The 17,159-nt window shown below is 73.1% G+C and carries 17 protein-coding genes; 7 read left to right on the forward strand and 10 right to left on the reverse strand.

The genetic code is table 11. The features are described from left to right. Positions 1-61 precede the first annotated feature (61 nt). Together QF032_RS35665 and QF032_RS35670 are read right to left on the reverse strand one after the other, a co-directional pair. Complete coding sequence (locus tag QF032_RS35665; RefSeq protein WP_307048396.1) at positions 62-556, reverse strand: hypothetical protein; 495 nt, start codon at positions 554-556, stop codon at positions 62-64. A gap of 28 nt (positions 557-584) precedes the next feature. Then, positions 585-1,046, reverse strand: coding sequence for an ATP-binding protein (locus tag QF032_RS35670; RefSeq protein ID WP_307048398.1), 462 nt, complete (start codon positions 1,044-1,046; stop codon positions 585-587). A 130-nt stretch (positions 1,047-1,176) separates the two neighbouring features. On the opposite strand from QF032_RS35670, the gene QF032_RS35675 reads away from it, so the two are divergent. Together QF032_RS35675 and QF032_RS35680 are read left to right on the forward strand one after the other, a co-directional pair. Next, the gene (locus tag QF032_RS35675) at positions 1,177-1,407 is read left to right on the forward strand and encodes a DUF397 domain-containing protein (protein ID WP_306946400.1); all 231 of its coding nucleotides are present in this window, start codon (positions 1,177-1,179) and stop codon (positions 1,405-1,407) included. A gap of 216 nt (positions 1,408-1,623) precedes the next feature. Further along, positions 1,624-2,538 (forward strand): helix-turn-helix domain-containing protein, encoded by a 915-nt coding sequence (locus tag QF032_RS35680; RefSeq protein ID WP_306946398.1) that lies wholly within the window; start codon positions 1,624-1,626, stop codon positions 2,536-2,538. A 65-nt stretch (positions 2,539-2,603) separates the two neighbouring features. Here QF032_RS35680 and QF032_RS35685 read toward each other — a convergent pair whose 3' ends face one another. After that, positions 2,604-3,422, reverse strand: coding sequence for an SAM-dependent methyltransferase (locus QF032_RS35685; protein WP_307059332.1), 819 nt, complete (start codon positions 3,420-3,422; stop codon positions 2,604-2,606). Positions 3,423-3,601: 179 nt separating this feature from the next. Here QF032_RS35685 and QF032_RS35690 point away from each other — a divergent pair, with 179 nt between their 5' ends. The 3 genes from QF032_RS35690 (at position 3,602) to QF032_RS35700 (ending at position 5,827) form a co-directional block, all read left to right on the forward strand. After that, positions 3,602-4,345 carry a helix-turn-helix transcriptional regulator gene (locus QF032_RS35690; protein WP_307059333.1) on the forward strand — a complete coding sequence of 248 codons (744 nt, stop codon included), beginning with the start codon at positions 3,602-3,604 and terminating at the stop codon, positions 4,343-4,345. Beyond that, on the forward strand, positions 4,342-5,319 hold the full coding sequence (locus tag QF032_RS35695) for a pyridoxal-phosphate dependent enzyme (RefSeq protein WP_307048404.1): 978 nt from the start codon (positions 4,342-4,344) through the stop codon (positions 5,317-5,319). Before QF032_RS35690 ends, QF032_RS35695 begins: the two co-directional genes overlap by 4 nt. Positions 5,320-5,461: 142 nt before the next feature. Then, the gene (locus tag QF032_RS35700) at positions 5,462-5,827 is read left to right on the forward strand and encodes a cupin domain-containing protein (protein ID WP_307048406.1); all 366 of its coding nucleotides are present in this window, start codon (positions 5,462-5,464) and stop codon (positions 5,825-5,827) included. An 80-nt stretch (positions 5,828-5,907) separates the two neighbouring features. On the opposite strand, the gene QF032_RS35705 is transcribed toward QF032_RS35700, so the two are convergent. Both QF032_RS35705 and QF032_RS35710 read right to left on the reverse strand, forming a co-directional pair. Further along, the gene (locus tag QF032_RS35705; protein ID WP_373430424.1) at positions 5,908-7,176 is read right to left on the reverse strand and encodes a VWA domain-containing protein; all 1,269 of its coding nucleotides are present in this window, start codon (positions 7,174-7,176) and stop codon (positions 5,908-5,910) included. Between the two features lie 81 nt (positions 7,177-7,257). Beyond that, the gene (locus QF032_RS35710) at positions 7,258-8,115 is read right to left on the reverse strand and encodes an AAA family ATPase (RefSeq protein ID WP_307048410.1); all 858 of its coding nucleotides are present in this window, start codon (positions 8,113-8,115) and stop codon (positions 7,258-7,260) included. A 224-nt stretch (positions 8,116-8,339) separates the two neighbouring features. On the opposite strand from QF032_RS35710, the gene QF032_RS35715 reads away from it, so the two are divergent. Both QF032_RS35715 and QF032_RS35720 read left to right on the forward strand, forming a co-directional pair. After that, positions 8,340-8,918 (forward strand): hypothetical protein, encoded by a 579-nt coding sequence (locus tag QF032_RS35715; protein ID WP_307048412.1) that lies wholly within the window; start codon positions 8,340-8,342, stop codon positions 8,916-8,918. 82 nt (positions 8,919-9,000) lie between these two features. Then, positions 9,001-10,569: an FAD-dependent oxidoreductase gene (locus tag QF032_RS35720; protein ID WP_307048414.1), complete on the forward strand. Its 1,569-nt coding sequence runs from the start codon at positions 9,001-9,003 to the stop codon at positions 10,567-10,569. A gap of 54 nt (positions 10,570-10,623) precedes the next feature. Here QF032_RS35720 and QF032_RS35725 read toward each other — a convergent pair whose 3' ends face one another. From QF032_RS35725 to QF032_RS35745, 5 genes are all read right to left on the reverse strand, one after another. Then, positions 10,624-11,343: a LutC/YkgG family protein gene (locus tag QF032_RS35725; protein WP_307048416.1), complete on the reverse strand. Its 720-nt coding sequence runs from the start codon at positions 11,341-11,343 to the stop codon at positions 10,624-10,626. Then, entirely contained in the window at positions 11,340-12,827 is a 1,488-nt protein-coding gene (locus QF032_RS35730) for a lactate utilization protein B (RefSeq protein ID WP_307059336.1), read from the reverse strand. The genes QF032_RS35725 and QF032_RS35730 overlap by 4 nt, the downstream gene beginning before the upstream one ends. Next, positions 12,824-13,579 carry a (Fe-S)-binding protein gene (locus QF032_RS35735; protein WP_307048419.1) on the reverse strand — a complete coding sequence of 252 codons (756 nt, stop codon included), beginning with the start codon at positions 13,577-13,579 and terminating at the stop codon, positions 12,824-12,826. The genes QF032_RS35730 and QF032_RS35735 overlap by 4 nt, the downstream gene beginning before the upstream one ends. 73 nt (positions 13,580-13,652) lie before the next feature. Beyond that, the gene (locus QF032_RS35740) at positions 13,653-15,089 is read right to left on the reverse strand and encodes a rhamnulokinase (protein WP_373430425.1); all 1,437 of its coding nucleotides are present in this window, start codon (positions 15,087-15,089) and stop codon (positions 13,653-13,655) included. Between the two features lie 5 nt (positions 15,090-15,094). Further along, positions 15,095-17,134: a bifunctional aldolase/short-chain dehydrogenase gene (locus QF032_RS35745; RefSeq protein WP_307048421.1), complete on the reverse strand. Its 2,040-nt coding sequence runs from the start codon at positions 17,132-17,134 to the stop codon at positions 15,095-15,097. Positions 17,135-17,159: the final 25 nt, after the last annotated feature.

Genomic DNA, 17,159 nt, shown 5'->3' on the forward strand with positions numbered 1-17,159 from the left:
GCGGGCGCGCAGCGCGGAAGGCGGGCCGTCCGCTGCGGCGCCCCGGGCGGTCGGGGGCGTCTCAGTCGTCGAGGGCGGCGGCGAGTTCGCTGGTGGCCCGCATCATCTCGGCGTCGGGGGTCGGCTCCCGCAGCAGTTGACGCAGGACGTCGCGTTGGGCGTGGACGGCATGGCGGGCCTCGCGCTCCCACCCCACGTAGTCGTCGGGGTGGTGGTGCAGCTTGGGGTAGGCGGCGGCGGTGGTCTCCCACTGGCGGGCGTCGGCGATGCTCTTGAGCAGGCGCAGTATCTCCGCGCGGCAGGTGACCTGGGGGAGCCGGACGAGTTCCCAGAGGAAGGGCACCGTGGCCGCCGTCGCCTGGTCTACGACGAATCCGAACTGGCAGATGCGTCGCCGCAGTTGGCCCAGTGCCGGGCCGGCGCTGGCGGCGTCGCCCCGGGCCAGTGTGGTGAGCAGGGAGGGGATGGCCGCGGCGGACCCGGTGGAGTCCTTGATGTCGGGCCACGGCACGTGTCCCAGGCCTGCGAGCGGGGTCGTTCTCTTCGTGGCAGTCATGTCAGAGGTCAGGGTCGGGCGTCGGGGATCAGATGGAGGGGTGGGTCGGCAGCATGGCCCAGACGGTCTTGCCCACGGGGAAGCGGCGGGTCCATCCCCAGTGCTCCGAGAGGGCTTCGATGATGTGCAGTCCGCGGCCGTGCTCGAGGAGGTCGTCCGTGGACTGCGGGCAGACGGGCAGGCTGTCGCTCGGATCGGTTACGGCGCACACCAGGTGCGAGCGCCGAAGGGTGAGTCTGAGCCGTACGGGGAACCGGTCCGTCCCGCTGTGGGGGAGCGCGTGCAGGACCGCGTTGGCGGCCAGTTCGGTGACGACGGTGATCGCGTCGTCGCCGCAGTGGCCGAGGGACCAGCAGTCCAGCGTGCGATGGGTGAAGTCGCGTGCCTGGGCGAATCCCTCCTCGCTGCCCGCGAGGTGCAGGGCGGCGGTTCTGGGCGAGTCGCGGACGGAGACGGACTCAGGACTTCGGAACTGCGCAGGTGATGACACGGTGCATCTCCCTGAGGTGACGTCAGAACGGGGCGCCGGAAGAGCGGTTGACGACAGGGCTATTATCCACGCTGACGATGTCCTCGTGCAATTTCACGGGAAATTGCGCGCACAAGTGAGGAGAGTTGCGATGCCGTCAGTGCCGAACGGAGTGCGGGCGAGCTCGCTGGGCGTGCGCTGGGTCAAGAGCAGCCACAGCAACGCCGAGGGCAACTGTGTCGAGGTCGCGGCCCTCGACGGCGGGGGTGTCGCGCTGCGCAACTCCCGTGATCCCGACGGGCCCGCGCTGGTGTACACGCCGGCGGAGGTGGCCGCGTTCGTCGCGGGGGCCAAGGGCGGGGAGTTCGACCATCTGGCGTGAAGGCCGCGTGAAGGTCGCGTGGGGGCCGGATGGGAGTCCGAGGCGCGACGGGCCCGGCCGGATCCGGGCGGGACGGAGCGGCCGGAGACGGGTCGTGCGGAGCCGGCCGGGGGTCCGAGGGACGCAAAAGGGGCTCAATTCCCCTGCGGCGTGCGGCCGGAGGGCTTCGGATGCGATACTTTCGGTCTGTCGTCTGCCGGTCCACGGGGAGTCAGGATGTCTGTCGAGTCGCCTCGCGTCTCCCGCCTCGAACCGTATCTGAACCGGGCCGAACCCGCCCCGACCTTGCTGAAAATGCTGGTCGGCGTACAGCTGTCGGGCATCCGGGAGGACGCCGGCTACTCCCAGGAGCAGGCCGCCCGCTCCCTCGGGTTCAGTCCGGCGAAGCTGTCGCGCATCGAGGCCGGAAAGGGGCGCAGACCGCCCGTCGAGGCGGACGTCCGCGCCCTGCTGTCGTTGTACGAGGCCGACGACCACGAGGCCTCCGTGCTGTTGCGACTGCTGCGGCAGGCGGGGGAGCCGGGATGGTGGCAGCGCTACGACAAGCGGCTGATGCCCGAGTGGTTCGACCGGCTGGTGGGGCTGCAGGAGGCCGCCACGGCGATCCGCACCTTCGAGATCCAGTATGTGCCGGGCCTGCTCCAGACGCCCGCCTACGCACGCGCCGTCGTGGAGCGGGGGCTGCCGTCGGCGACGTCACGGGAGGTGGAGCGCCGGGTCGAGCTGCGGACCCGCCGCACCGAACTGCTGCGCCGGACGGACGCCCCGCAGGTGTGGGCGATCCTCGACGAGTCGGTGCTGCTGCGGGTGCTGGGCAGCCGCGAGGTGATGCGGGAGCAGCTCGCCCATCTGGTGGAGCTGGCCGCCCTGCCCCATGTCACCGTCCAGGTGGTGCCGCTCGACGTCACCCATGCCTCGGCGCCCGCCATACCGGTCACCTATCTGCGCTTCGCCGGCGTCGATCTGCCCGATGTCGTCTATCTGGAGCAGATCAGGAGCGCCACCTTCCTCGAGGACCGGGACGAGACGGAGGAATACCGGGTCGCCCTGGACCGGCTGGCCGACGAGGCGCTGAACCCGCGTGACTCCGTCGCGCTGCTGGAGTCGACCGCACGGCAGCGCTATCCCTGACCTGCGGCGGACTGCCCTGCGGCGGACTGCTTGGTGGCGGCCGCCGCCGCGGCGTCCCCGGCGGGTCAGCCCAGCCGGCCGACTCCGCCGAACTCGATCCACTCCTGAGTGAGCTGGCGGGGCGCCACGTCGGTGTCCGGTCGCCAGGCCGAGACCTCGACCAGCCCGGGGTGCAGGATCTCCAGGCCGTCGAACAGCGCGGCCACGTCCTTCTCCTGGCGTACCCGGCCCCAGTGGCCCTGGGTGGCCTTGTCCATGAAGTCGGTGACGAACGCCCTGACCTCGGCGTCCTCGCTGACCAGCTGGCACATCACCAGACAGCTGCCGGGCGCGAGGCGTTCGGTGACCCGGCGCACCACCGCCTGCGGCCCGTCGCTCTCGCTGTCGGGTACGCAGTGGAAGACCGAGTTGAACAGCACGGCGACCGGCTCCGAGAAGTCGATCAGCCGCCGGGTGTCCTCGTGGTCGAGGACGGTTTTCGTGTCGCGCAGGTCGGCGTGGATGACGGTGGTCCGCTCGTCCTGCTCCAGCAGGGCCCGGCCGTGCACGAGGACCATGGGGTCGTTGTCGACGTAGACGACGTGTGCGCTCGGGTCGACGCGCTGGGCGACCTGGTGCACGTTGTCCTGCGTGGGCAGGCCGGAGCCGTGGTCGAGGAACTGCCGGATTCCGTGGTCCTGCGCCAGGGTCCGCACGGCCCGCCGCAGGAAGCGCCGGTTGTTCAGCGCGAGGGCGCGCGTGCTCGGGACGACCTTGTCGAGCTCCTCGCAGGCGGCACGGTCGGCCGCGTAGTTGTCCCTGCCGCCCAGATAGTGGTCGTACATGCGCGCGGCCGTCGGGATCGTTTCATCGATCTTCGTGGACAGCTGCTTGCCCGGCTGCATCTCTTCCCCCAGGATCCCCGCCGTGCCACGGACTGGCGCGGCCGACAACACATCCTAGGGAGAGGTCAGTTGGCACTGCCACCCCTTGGCCGACGGTTCACCGGGAGGGCTGTCCATTCCCGCCACCCTGCCTGATTGGACAACTGGTCCAGTGACTGGACTCATGGTCTAATCACTGCATGGAGTCCCAGGATCCGCAGACCTTGCGGGAAGAAGAGCCGGTAGAGGAGCGGGAGCGGGAGCGGGACGTGATCCTTCGCGCCCTCGCCCCCCTCGTCGGCGGCATCGCGGCGACCTTCGGTCCGGTGTGCGAGGTGGTGCTGCACGACTACCGGCGGCCGGAGAGGTCCGTCGTCGCCGTCGCCGGAGCGGTGACCGGACGGACGGTCGGCGGCGCCATGAGCGAGATCGGCATGCGGGTCCTCGCCCGCGGGGACGCCGCCGTGGACGAGCTGAACTACGTCACCCGCGCCGGCGCCGGAAAGCTGGTGAAGTCGTCCACGATGGTGCTGCGCGACTCCACGAACGCGGTCTTCGGCGCCCTCTGCGTCAACGTGGACGTCACCGAGGTGGACCGGGCGCGCGCGGTGCTGGCCGCTCTGGCGGGGACGGCGGCCGGGCCGTCCGACCCGCCGGCGACCACGTTCGGCGACGACATCGACTCCGTCGTGGACGCCCTCCTCGACGCCCATCTGCTGCGCCAGGACCAGACCTGGGCCGGTCTCGACCGGCCGCGGCGGCTGGCCCTCTTCCGCAGCCTGGACGAACACGGTGTGTTCGCCGTGCGACGCGCGATCGAACAGACCGCCGCCCGCCTCGGCATCTCGCGCGCCTCCGCCTACACCTATCTCTCGCAGGCCAGAGCCACCCCGACGACCGGGGCGGACGGCGCCGACGACACCCCTGAAGGAGCACGTTCGTGACGACCACGCCCCTGCCGATCACCCTCGACGACGTCCGCGACGCGGCCGCCCGGCTCAAGGGCGTCGCACACCGCACCCCCGTGCTGCGCTCCCGGACCCTCGACCGGATCGTGGGCGCCGAGGTCCTGCTGAAGTGCGAGAACTTCCAGCGCGTCGGCGCCTTCAAGTTCCGCGGCGCCTACAACGCGGCCTCCCGGCTGGCCCCCGAACAGCTGGCCCGGGGCATCGCCGCGTACTCCTCCGGCAACCACGCCCAGGCCGTCGCCCTGGCCGCCCGGGAACTCGGCACGACCGCGGTGATCGTCATGCCCGAGGACGCGCCGCGCTCCAAGCGGGCGGCGACGGAAGACTACGGGGCCGAGATCGTCACCTACGACCGTTACGCCGGCGACCGCGTCGCCATCGCCGAGGCGCTGGCCGCCGACCGCGGCCTGGCGCTCATCCCGCCCTACGAGCACCCGCACGTCATGGCGGGCCAGGGCACGGCGGCCCTCGAACTCCTGGAGGAGACAGGCGAGTTGGACGCCCTGCTGGCGCCGGTCGGCGGCGGCGGGCTGATCGCCGGGAGCGCGACCGCGGTCAAGGGGCTGCGGCCCGGCATCCGGGTGGTCGGCGTCGAGCCCGAAGCCGGCGACGACACCAAGCGCTCGCTGGAGGCGGGCCGCCGGGTCGAGATCCCGGTGCCGCGCACCATCGCCGACGGGCAGGCCCTGCACACGCCGGGGGAGCTGACCTTCTCGGTGAACCGGCGGCTCGTCGACGCGATCGCGCTGGTCTCGGACGACGAGATCCGCGCCGCCATGCGGTTCGCCTTCGAACGGCTGAAGATCGTCGTGGAGCCCAGCGGCGCCACACCGCTCGCCGCGCTCCTCGCCGGACGGGTCGACGATCTGCCCCGGCGCGTCGGCGTGATCGTCTCCGGCGGCAACGTCGACGCCGGCCGCTTCGCCGAGCTGTGCGGCGTCGCCGTCTGAGGCCGCACACCCCCGTATGGCGGCCCCCGGTGGACAGGCGGACGATGGAGGCGTAGGGGCGCGGCTCCCGCCGGTGGCGTCCAGGTCCGCCGGGGAGACCGCCCCCGGCCGTGGTCGAACGCGGCCGGAAGGGAGGAGCGTCATGCTGGAAGTGAAGACGCTCGACAAGCCGGACGAGCGCCGCGATTTCCCCCGCGGCCACATCGAGGCCGTCCACATGACCGGGCTCGACTTCGCCAGGGCGACGTTCGAGCCCGGGTGGCGCTGGACCGAGTCGCTGGCGGGGGTCATGGGCACGGACACCTGCATGATCCACCACAACGGTTATGTGGTCTCCGGACGCATGCACATCGCCATGGACGCGGGCGGCGAGAGTGAAGTCGGCCCCGGCGACGTGTTCGTGGTCCCGCCCGGCCACGACGCGTGGGTCGTGGGCGACGAACAGTGCGTCGTGTACGACTTCGCCGGGGCGATGGCCACGGAGTACGCGAAGGCCAAGGAGGCCTGAGGGCCGCCCGGCACGGCCCGGACGGGAAACAGTCGGGCCGGCACGGTCCGCACGGAAACCAGCCGGTCCGACGACATGGTCTAGACGGGAAGCAGCCGGCCGATGAGCGCGCCGAGCTGGAGGGCGTTGCGGCACTCGTGCATCGCGACCAGCTCGGCGAACTCCGGTGCGGCCGAGTCGCCCGTGCCCCACAGGGACCGGGGCTCCGGGTTCAGCCAGTGCAGACGGCGGGCCTGTCCGGCGATCCGGCGCAGCGCGGCCAGGTTCGGGTCGGCCATGTTCGTCCGGGCGTCGCCGAGCACGAAGACCGTGGTGCGGGGCCCGACGGCGGCGTCGTAGCGCTCGGCGAACTCCCCCAGCGCCACGCCGTAGTCGCTGCTGCCGTGGTAGCCCGTCAGCCGTGCCTCGGCCCGGATGCGGGCGCCGAGGCCCACGGGATCGGCCGCGCCGTGTTCGAGCAGACCGGTCACCTCGTCGATCCGGTTGACGAAGGCGAACACCCGCACCTTGGAGAACTGGTCGTGCAGGGCCTGCACCAGCAGCATCGTGAAGTCGGAGAACCCGGTCACCGAGCCCGACACGTCGCACAGCAGCACCAGTTCGGGGCGGACCGGACGCCGGCGGCGCAGCACCGGCCGCATCGGCACACCGCCCGTCGAGAGCGACGCGCGCAGCGTGCGCCGCAGATCGATGGACCCCCGGGCGGACCGGCGGCGGCGCGCCGCCATCCGGGTGGCCAGCTTGCGCGCCAACGGCTGCACCGTCCGCCGCAGTTCGGCCAGCCGGTCCTGGCCCGCGTACAGGAAGTCGACCCGGTCCGCGGTCGGGGCCACTGCCCGGCGGGCGATCTCGTCCCGCCCGCGCCGCTCCGCCACCCGGCGGCGCGCCTCCCCGGCCACCAGGCCGCGGAACGCCTCGATGCGCCGCCGGATCTCGTCCTCCAGCAGCCGGTCGGCGAAGCCCGAACCGCCGTCCCGCGCACGCATGTCGTCCCGCACGCGCGCCAGCAGCGTCTGCGGGCGCAGCCGTTCGAGCGTCTGGTACGACGACCAGCCGTCCGCACCCGGTGAACTCCCGTACCCGCCCAGCCCGTCGACGGCCTCGATCGCCAGCCGGCCCAGCATCGCGTCGTCGCCCTCGGCGAGTGCGGCGGCCAGCCGCTCGCGCAGGTCGTCCCGATCGCCCGGCTCGCCCCCGGGCGCGCCCACACCGCGCGGGAAGTACAGATCGAAGACGGTGTCGAAGACCCGCCGCTGGTCCGCCGAGTGCAGCAGCGTCGCGGCCAGTCCCTCGCGCAGCAGCGCCCGGTCGGCGAATCCCAGGGCCGCGGCGGCCTCGGCGGCGTCCACGGTCTCGCCCGTGCCGACGCGGACGCCGTGGGCGCGCAGGGCGGCGGCGAAGCCGGGCCAGCCGGTCGGCGACCCCGGCGCTCACACGGCGTCCAGGTCGAGCTTCGCGCCGGCCTTGAGGATGTCGTCCTGGTGCTTGAGGATCACGCCCAGACTGTCCCGGACGACGTTCTCGTCCAGAGTGTCGGCGCCGAGCGCGAGGAGCGTGCGCGCCCAGTCGATCGTCTCCGCCACCGACGGCGCCTTGCGCAGGTCCATCGCGCGCAGCGCGCCCACCACCCGGACCACGGACTCGGCCAGCGCCGCGTCGATGCCCGGCACCTTCAGCCGGACGATCCGCCGCTCCAGCTCCTCCTCGGGGAACCCGATGTGCAGGAAGAGGCAGCGGCGGCGCAGCGCCTCCGACAGCTCGCGGCTGGCGTTGGAGGTGAGGACCACGAAGGGGCGGCGGGCCGCGGTGATCGTGCCCAGCTCCGGCACGGTGACCTGGAAGTCGCTGAGCACCTCGAGGAGCAGTCCCTCCACCTCGACGTCGGCCTTGTCGGTCTCGTCGATCAGCAGGACGGTCGGCTCGTCGCCGCGGATGGCGGTGAGCAGCGGGCGGGGAAGCAGGAACTCCTCGCTGAAGATGTCGGTGCGGGCCTCGTCCCAGGTCTCGTCCCGCCCGGCGCTGATGCGCAGCAGCTGCTTGGCGTGGTTCCACTCGTACAGCGCGCGGGACTCGTCGACGCCCTCGTAGCACTGCAGCCGCACCAGCCTGGCCCCCGCCACCCGCGCCACGGCCTTGGCCAGCTCGGTCTTGCCGACCCCGGCCGGTCCCTCCACCAGCAGCGGCTTGCCGAGCCGGTCGGCGAGGAAGACGGTGGTGGCGACGGCGGGGGAGGCCAGGTACCCGCTTTCGGCGAGCCGGGCGGAGACATCGTCGACGGACGTGAACAACGGGGCCTCCGGCGGTCGGCGCGGGCTGGGAGCGTGATCCGCCAACTATCTAAGCGCTTGTTCACCCGGTTTGTCATCAGCCTTCCGTCGCCCCTCGCCCCTCGCCCCGCCGGTTGCGGGCCCCGCCCCCGGCCTTCGCCGCCGCCACTCGCCACAGGGGGCGGAGCCGTCCAGCCGTCCCTCGCCGCGGGGCGTTGTCGGTGGCGGGCGCTACGTTGCGGGGCATGGGTGTGTATCTGGTGAGTGTGGACGCGCGGGATTGGTTCGGGCAGGAGGAGGGCGGCCACGGTGACACGGCCTCGGCGCTGAACGAGGAGCTGCGGCGGCGCGGACTGCCGCCGTACCTGCCGGCGGAATCCGCCACGCGGGCGCGGAACTGGTTCGAGGAGAAGGCGAGCCCGTCCATGGCCGGGTTCGCCGCGCTGTGCCGGGCGCACCTCACCCCCGACGAGCAGGAGACGCTCCTCGGCTGGACCGTTCTGGTGCCGGTCTCCCTCGACCGGGCGGTGGCGCTGCCGATCGGCAGCGCCTACGTCGACGAGACGGTGGTCGCCGGAGCGCCGCAGGTCCTCGCCCTCGCCGAGCGGCTGGCCCGGCCTCTCGACCTGCCGCTGGACGCGATACCGGAGACCGGCGGCAACCTGGAAATGACGAACTGGTTCCTCGACGGCGAGGCCAGTGCGGCGGCCGCGGCGCGCCCGGGTCCGTGGGCCGACGACCCGGAGGCGGCCTTCTACACGGCCCTGTACCTGCGCGCCGCACGGTACGCCCTGCGGCAGGGCTGCCCGATGACCTGGTCCTGACCCACGGGCGTACCGGGTGGGCGTGCACGCCGCGGGGGCCGGATCCCGGTGTGATCCGCCCGGCCGTGGGAACCCGGCCGATATGGACGATCATGCGCACCTCGATCATGTGCATCCCGATCATGCGCACCTCCACGGGTCGTACTGGCTGGACACCGCGCCCCCCGGCACCCTGCTGCCCCCGCCGGAAGGGCCGCTCACCGTGGACGTCGCGGTCATCGGCGCGGGCATCGCCGGACTGAGCACCGCCTGGGAGCTGGCCCGGCGGGGACGCTCCGTCGCCGTGCTGGAGGCCGACCGGATCGCGGCCGGGGTCACCGGGCACACGACGGCCAAGGTCAGCGCCCTGCACACCCTCATTTACGACCGGTTGCGCCGCACCCGGGGCCCGGAGGCGGCCGCACTGTACGCCCGCTCGCAGGCGGAGGCCGTCCGGCACATCGCCGAGACCGCGGACGCGCTCGGCGTCGACTGCGACTGGGAGGAGACGGCGGCCTACACCTACGCCGAGGACGTCTCCCGCACCGACGCCCTGAAGGCGGAGGCGGAGGCCGCGAGGGAGGCCGGCCTCCCGGCCGCGTACGTGACCGACACGGACCTGCCGTTCCCCGTCGCCGGCGCGGTCCGGGTGACCGGGCAGGCGCAGTTCCACCCCCGTAAGTACCTCCTCGCCCTCGCCGACGGCATCCGGCGGCTCGGCGGCACGATCCACGAGCAGACCCGGGTCACCGGCCTCACCGAGGGCGACCCCTGCATGCTCACCACCCGGTCGCCGGCGTCCGCGACCGAGGTGGGCGCCCGGTCCGTCGTCGTCGCCACCCACTACCCGGTCTTCGACCGGGCCCTGCTCTTCAGCCGGCTCTCCCCGCGCCGCGAACTGGTGGTGGCCGCGCCGCTCGACGCCATCGGCGCCCCGCTCGGCATGTACATCACCCAGGAGCAGAACACGCGCTCGGTGCGCACCGCGCCGATGGACGACGGCCGACGGCTGCTCATCGTGACGGGCGAGCACTTCACGCCGGGCTCCGGCGGCGACGTCGAAGAGCGCTTCGCCCGCCTGTGCGCCTGGGCGACGGACCGCTTCGGCGACCTGACCTTCACCCACCGTTGGGCCACCCAGGACAACGACTCCACCGACTCCGTCCCCCTGGTCGGACCACTGCATCCCGGCAGCCGCCACGCCTACGTGGCGACCGGGTTCGGCGGCTGGGGGATGAGCGGGGGCGTCATGGCCGGCCGTCTGCTGGCCGAGCAGATCACCGGCGGGACGAGCCCCTGGGACGACCTGTACGACCCTCGCCGCCTCGCCTCCGTGGTCCGCGAGGGCGCCGCCTTCCTCAAGCAGCAGGCCGACGTGGCCCGGCACTTCGTCGGCGACCGGCTGCCCTCACTCACCGAGCCGTCGGTCGAGACCCTCGCGCCGGGCGACGGCGCGGTGCTCCGCGTCGGCGGCGAGCGCCGCGCCGTCCACCGCGACGAGGACGGACAGCTGCACGCCCTGTCCGCGCGCTGCACCCACCTGGGCTGCCTCGTCGCCTTCAACCGCGCCGAGCGGGCCTGGGAGTGCCCCTGCCACGGCTCGCGGTTCGACGTGCGGGGCGCGGTCGTGCAGGGTCCGGCGGTCGACCCGCTGGAGCCCCGCGACCTCTGAGAACGGCGCCGGGCCGCCCGTCGGGCTCGCCCGGTCCGCCCGGTCCGGCAGGCCTCAGTCGACCAGGACGACCTCCAGTGTGCGCGGACCGTGCACCCCCTCCACCCGGTCCAGCTCGATGTCGCTGGTCGCCGACGGACCGGAGATCCATGTCAACGGGCGGGCCGGGTCGAGCCGTTCGAGGGCCTGCGGCACGGACGACACGACCTGCCCGGGCACCCGGACCACGCACACATGGTGGTCGGGGACCAGGGTGATGCGGCGCCGGCCCTGATCGGGCCCGCCGTCCAGGACGATCGTCCCGGTCTCCGCGATCGCCACCGCGCACGCCGTGACCACGCTGTCCACGCCGTCCAGCTCGTGCGCGGTGCTCTCGGCCCGGTCCTCGACCCGCTCCACGTCGGTCGCGGACAGCCAGGCGGGGTCCAGGCCCGCCGGCGCGAGAACCGTCCTCGTCCCGTGGTCGGCGAACAACCGGCCGATGAGGGACGGGAGTTCGTCCTCCGTGCAGCGGTGCACGAGCGCCCGGTAGTCGGCCAGGTTCTCCGCCAGCAGCTCCGCCGTCTGCGCGGCGCTGCGCTCGCCGTGCTCCCGCAGGTACTCCCGGGCGACGGCCTCCTCGTACCCGGCGACCTGCCCGGGCCCGTGGGACCCGTCCGATCTGTTCGGCCCGTCGGACTTTTTCGGGCCGTCCGGCCCGTCCGGAGCGCCGTCACGCGGCACGTCGGCCAGCGCGCGCCGGACCCGGCCCAGGATCTGTTCCCTGCTGCTCACTTCGCCCTCCCCTCGCCGGCGTCGCCGCCGTTGGTCCGCTGCCACCAGTCGCGGAACGGTTCCGCGGGCACGGGCGGAAGATCCCGGCTGCCGCTCCACGCCCGGCCCGGACCGGGCAGGGTGCGGGGGTGCAGCCGGCGGGTGCGCGACGCCAGCCGCTGACCGGCACGCAGTGCGCCGGGGCGGGCGAACGCCCAGCGGGCGGCCCGCATCGCCGCGCGCTCGGCGGCATGGCCCTTGGCCGGCTTGAGCACCGTCCGGTTGCCCTCCAGGGTCACCGGTCCGCCCTGCACGACCCGTTCGCGCAGGTGCACCAGCACCTCCGGGATGTCGATGGCGACCGGGCAGACCTCGTAGCAGGCCCCGCACAGCGAGGAGGCGTACGGCAGCGAGGCGTCGATCTCGCTGCCCGTGCCCCGCAGTTGAGGGCTGAGGATCGCGCCGATCGGGCCCGGGTAGACCGAGCCGTAGGCGTGGCCGCCGGCCCGCTCGTACACCGGGCACACGTTCAGACAGGCCGAGCAGCGGATGCAGCGCAGGGCCTGCCGGCCGACCTCGTCGGCGAGGGTGTCGGTGCGGCCGTTGTCCAGCAGCACCAGATGGAAGGTCCGCGGACCGTCTCCGTCCGTGGTGCCCGTCCACGTCGAGGTGTACGGGTTCATGCGCTCGGCCGTCGAGGAGCGGGGCAGCGTCTGGAGGAAGACCTCCAGGTCGCGCCAGGTCGGCACGATCTTCTCGATGCCGACGACGGAGATCAGCGTCTCGGGGAGGGTGAGGCACATCCGGCCGTTGCCCTCCGACTCCACGACCACCAGGGTGCCGGTCTCGGCGACCATGAAGTTCGCGCCGGAGACGCCGACCCTGGCCCGCAGGAACTTCTCCCGCAGGTGCAGCCGGGCCGCCTCGGCGAGTTCGGCGGGCGTGTCGGTGAGACCCTCGGGGGCCGGGCGCCCCCACTCGCTCATCTCCGCGGCGAAGATGTCCCGGATCTCGCCCCGGTTGCGGTGGATGGCCGGGACCAGGATGTGCGAGGGACGGTCCTTGCCCAACTGCACGATCAGCTCGGCGAGATCGGTCTCGTAGGCCCGGATGCCCTCGGCCTCCAGCGCCTCGTTGAGCCCGATCTCCTGCGTCGCCATGGACTTGACCTTGACGACCTCCGACTCGCCGGTCTCCTTGACCAGCCGCGTGACGATCCGGTTGGCCTCGTCGGCGTCGGCCGCCCAGTGGACCGTGCCGCCGGCCGCGGTGACCGACTCCTCCAGCTGCACGAGGTAGCGGTCGAGATGCCGCAGCGTGTGGTCCTTGATCTGCTTGCCGGCCTCGCGCAGCGCGGCCCAGTCGGACACCTCGGCGACCGCCGCCGCCCGCTTGGCGCGGATGGTGTGCGTGGCGTGCCGCAGATTGGCGCGCAGGGTGGGGTTGCCGACCGCCTCCTGGGCGGCCTTCGGAAACGCCGGCATCCCGACGAACGTCCCGCTCACAGCGCCGGCTCCGCTTCCGTGCTCGCCAGGATCTCCGCGATGTGCACCGGCCGCATCCCGGTCCGCAGCCGGGTCATCGTCCCGCCGATGTGCATCAGACAGGAGTTGTCGGCCGCGCACAGCACCTCCGCGCCCGTCGACTCGGCGTTGCGCACCTTGTCGGCGCCCATCGCCGCCGAGACGTCGGAGTTCTTCAGTGCGAACGTGCCGCCGAAGCCGCAGCACTCGTCGGCGCCCGGCAGTTCTCTGAGCTCCAGCCCCTTGACCGCCTGGAGCAGCCGCCGGGGCCGGTCCCCGAGCCCCAGCCCGCGCAGTCCGTGGCAGGTGGGGTGGTAGGTCACCGTGTGCGGGTAGTACGCGCCGACCTCCGTCACGCCGAGCACGTCCACCAGGAACTCGGTGAGCTCGTACGTCTTCGGGACCACCGGGGCGAGGGTCGCGGCGAGCGTGTCCCCGCGTCCTTCCGCCCGGGCCCGCTCGCCCATCCGCGGATACAGCTCCCGCACCATCGCCCCGCACGATCCGGACGGCGTCACGATAGCCTCGTACTCGCCGAAGACATCGGAGAAATGCCGGGCGAGCGGCTCGGCCTCATGGCGGTAACCGGTGTTGTAGTGGGCCTGGCCGCAGCAGGTCTGGGCCATCGGGAAGTCGACCTCGACGCCCAGCCTGGTCAGCAGTTTCACCACGGCGCGGCCGGTGTCCGGATAGAGCGTGTCGTTGACACAGGTCAGGAACAGGGCGACACGCATCGCGGCTCCTCGGGGATCGGTCATCGGATGAATGAAGAGTAGCCCGCCACGGAGCTCCGGGGGAGGCCCCGTCTCACCGTGTGGTGAGACGGGCCTGCGCCTCCCGCCACCGGCCGGTGTCGCCGCGCGGCTCGTAGCGCGTCAGCGGCTGGGTGCGGGCGAGCAGCCGGCGTATGTCGGCGCGGTCGCCGACCAGCCCGTGGGCCCGGGCCTGGACGAGCACGTTGCCGAGCGCGGCAGCCTCCGTCGGGCCGGCCACCACGGGCAGTCCGCAGGCGTCGGCGGTGAGCTGGCAGAGCAGCGTGTTGCGGGTGCCGCCGCCGACGATGTGGACGGCGTCGACGGCATGGCCGGCCAGCCGCTGGGCGTCCTCGACCGCCCTGCGGTGCGCCAGCGCCAGGGAGTCGAGGATGCACCGGGTGATCTCGCCGGGCGTGCCCGGGACCGGCTGTCCCGAGGCGCGACAGGCCTCGGCGATCCGCTCCGGCATCCGCCCGGGCGCCAGGAAGACGGCGTCCCCCGCGTCCACGACCGAGCGCAGCGCGGGCGCGGCCGCCGCGTCCCGCAGCAGGTCCGCCAGGTCGGGCTGGTCCCAGGCGCGCATGCACTCCTGGAGCAGCCACAGTCCCATGATGTTGCGCAGATAGCGGACCGTGCCGTCCAGCCCCAGCTCGTTGGTGAAGTTGGCGGCGCGGCTCTCCTCGGTGAGCACGGGCGCCGTCAGCTCCAGGCCGGCCAGCGACCAGGTGCCGGTGCAGATGTAGGCGAACCGCTCGTCGACGGCCGGGACGGCCGCCACGGCCGACGCGGTGTCGTGCGAGCCGACCGTGGTGACCGGCACCGGTCCGGTCAGGCCCGTCTCCTCCAGCACCCGGTCCCGCAGCAGACCCGCCGGGTCGCCGGGCCGCCGCAGCGGGGCGAACAACGTGAGGTCGATGCCGAGCCGGTCCGCGACGGCGTGCGACCAGTCGCCGGTGCGGGGGTCGATCAGCTGTGTCGTCGAGGCGTTCGTCAGCTCCGTGCCCTGCTCGCCCGTCAGCCAGTACGTCAGCAGGTCCGGGATGAGCAGCAGCCGCCGCGCCTGCGCCAGCTGGGCCGTGGAGGCGGCGGCCGTCAGCTGGTAGAGGGTGTTGAACGGCGCGTACTGCAGACCGGTCGCCGCGTACAGCTCGGCCGCCGGCATGCTCGCCCACACCTTCTCGGCGACGCCCTCGGTGCGTGCGTCCCGGTAGTGCACCGGGTTGCCGAGGAGCGCCCCGTCGGCGTCCAGCAGACCGTAGTCCACGGCCCAGCTGTCGATGCCGACGGAGTCGACCCGGCCCGCCGCGCGCAACCCGTCCAGCACCCCCGCGTACAGGGACAGCACGTCCCAGCGCAGCCCCTCGGGGAGGCGGACCGGGCGGTTGGCGAAGCGGTGCGCCTCGGTCAGCTCCAGCGTGTCGGGGCCGACGCGGCCGACCATGACGCGCCCGCTGGACGCGCCGAGGTCGACGGCGGCGTAGGACCGCACGGCCGTCACCGGAGGAACGCGGCCGCCACACCCGCGTCGACGGGGACATGGAGTCCGGTGGTGTGGGTGAGCTCGCCGCCGGTCAGCGCGAACACGGCGTTCGCCACGTGCTCGGGCAGCACCTCGCGCTTGAGGATGGTCCGCTGCGCGTAGAACTCGCCCAGCTTCTCCTCCTCGATGCCGTAGGTGGCGGCCCGCTGGGCGCCCCAGCCGCCGGCGAAGATGCCCGAGCCGCGCACCACACCGTCGGGGTTGACCCCGTTGACGCGGATGCCGTGCTCGCCCAGTTCGGCCGCGAGCAGCCGCACCTGGTGGGCCTGGTCGGCCTTGGTGGCGGAGTAGGCGATGTTGTTGGGCCCGGCGAAGACGGCGTTCTTCGAGGCGATGTAGACGATGTCGCCGCCGAGGCGCTGCGCGATCATCGTGCGGGCCGCCTCGCGGGAGACGAGGAAGGACCCGCGGGCCATGATGTCGTGCTGGAGGTCCCAGTCCTTCGCCGACGTCTCCAGCAGCGGCTTGGAGATCGAGATGCCGGCGTTGTTGACGACCAGGTCGACCCCGCCGAAGGCGAGCGCGGCGGCCTCGAAGGCGGCGGCGATCTGCTCCTCGGACGTCACGTCGACGGTGACCGCGACGGCCCTGTCGGGTCCGCCGAGCTCCTCGGCGACGGCGGCGGCGTTCTCGCCGTTCAGGTCGGCCACGACCACGCAGGCGCCCTCGGCGGCCAGCCGGTGCGCGATCGCCTTGCCGATCCCGCTGCCGCCTCCCGTGACCAGGGCGACCCGGGTGGCGAGCGGCTTGGGCTTCGGCATCCGCTGGAGCTTGGCCTCCTCGAGCGCCCAGTACTCGATGCGGAACTTCTCCGACTCCTCGATCGGCGCGTACGAGGACACCGCCTCGGCGCCCCGCATCACGTTGATCGCGTTGACGTAGAACTCGCCGGCGACCCGGGCGGTCTGCTTGTCCTTGCCGAAGGAGAACATGCCCACGCCCGGCACCAGCACGATCGCCGGGTCGGCGCCGCGCATCGCGGGGGAGCCGGGCTCGGCGTGCCGGTCGTAGTAGGCGGCGTACTCCTCGCGGTAGGCGGTGTGCAGCTCCCCGAGCCGGGCCACGGCCTCCTCCAGCGGGGCGCCGGGCGGCAGGTCCAGGACCAGCGGCCGCACCTTGGTGCGCAGGAAGTGGTCGGGGCAGGAGGTGCCGAGCGCGGCGAGCCGCGGGTGCTCGGCCCGCGCGGTGAAGTCGAGGACGACGTCCGAGTCGTCGAAGTGTCCGACCTGCGGCCGGTCCTGGGAGGCGATCGCCCGTACGTACGGCGCGAGCGCGGCCGCCCGCCTGCGGCGCTCGCCCTCGGGCAGCGGGCCGTAGCCCTCGAGGACGGGGCCGAAGGGCTCGGCCCTGCCCTTCTCGGCGAGGAACGCCTCGGCGGTGCGGATGATGTGCAGCGAGTTGCGCTCGCACTCCTCGGCGCTGTCGCCCCAGGCGGTGATGCCGTGACCGCCGAGGATCACGCCGATGGCCCGCGGGTTGGCCGCCTTGATGGCGGCGATGTCCAGGCCCAGCTGGAACCCGGGGCGCCGCCACGGCACCCAGGCGACCGCGTCGCCGAAGCACTCGGCGGTCAGCTTCTCCCCGTCGGCGGCGCAGGCGAGCGCGATGCCGGAGTCCGGGTGCAGGTGGTCGACGTGCGGGGCGTCGACGAGTCCGTGCATCGCGGTGTCGATGGAGGGGGCGGCCCCGCCCTTGCCGTGCAGGCAGTAGTCGAACGCGGCGACCATCTCGTCCTCGCGCTCGACCCCCGGGTAGACGTCCCGCAGCGCCCGCAGCCGGTCCAGCCGCAGCACGGCCAGTCCGGCCCCGGTGAGCGTGCCGAGGTCGCCGCCCGAACCCTTCACCCACATCAGCTCGACGTCCCCGCCGGTGACGGGGTCGGTGTCGGAGCCCTTGGCCGACGTGTTGCCGCCGGCGTAGTTGGTGTTGCGGGGATCGGCGCCGAGCCGGTTCGACCGGGCGAGGAGAGCGGCGGCTTCGGGGTGGGTGGTCATGCGGATTCCTTACTTCTCGAACGCG

This window comes from Streptomyces achromogenes (genome assembly GCF_030816715.1).
Lineage (GTDB): Bacteria > Actinomycetota > Actinomycetes > Streptomycetales > Streptomycetaceae > Streptomyces > Streptomyces achromogenes_A.

Bases quoted from the DNA above. Each gene is read 5' to 3' on its own strand.
- QF032_RS35665 (WP_307048396.1), bottom strand. From the start codon at position 556: ATGACTGCCACGAAGAGAACGACCCCGCTCGCAGGCCTGGGACACGTG.
- QF032_RS35675 (WP_306946400.1), top strand. From the start codon at position 1,177: ATGCCGTCAGTGCCGAACGGAGTGCGGGCGAGCTCGCTGGGCGTGCGC.
- QF032_RS35680 (WP_306946398.1), top strand. From the start codon at position 1,624: ATGTCTGTCGAGTCGCCTCGCGTCTCCCGCCTCGAACCGTATCTGAAC.
- QF032_RS35685 (WP_307059332.1), bottom strand. From the start codon at position 3,422: ATGCAGCCGGGCAAGCAGCTGTCCACGAAGATCGATGAAACGATCCCG.
- QF032_RS35690 (WP_307059333.1), top strand. From the start codon at position 3,602: ATGGAGTCCCAGGATCCGCAGACCTTGCGGGAAGAAGAGCCGGTAGAG.
- QF032_RS35700 (WP_307048406.1), top strand. From the start codon at position 5,462: ATGCTGGAAGTGAAGACGCTCGACAAGCCGGACGAGCGCCGCGATTTC.
- QF032_RS35715 (WP_307048412.1), top strand. From the start codon at position 8,340: ATGGGTGTGTATCTGGTGAGTGTGGACGCGCGGGATTGGTTCGGGCAG.
- QF032_RS35720 (WP_307048414.1), top strand. From the start codon at position 9,001: ATGGACGATCATGCGCACCTCGATCATGTGCATCCCGATCATGCGCAC.
- QF032_RS35735 (WP_307048419.1), bottom strand. From the start codon at position 13,579: ATGCGTGTCGCCCTGTTCCTGACCTGTGTCAACGACACGCTCTATCCG.
- QF032_RS35745 (WP_307048421.1), bottom strand. From the start codon at position 17,134: ATGACCACCCACCCCGAAGCCGCCGCTCTCCTCGCCCGGTCGAACCGG.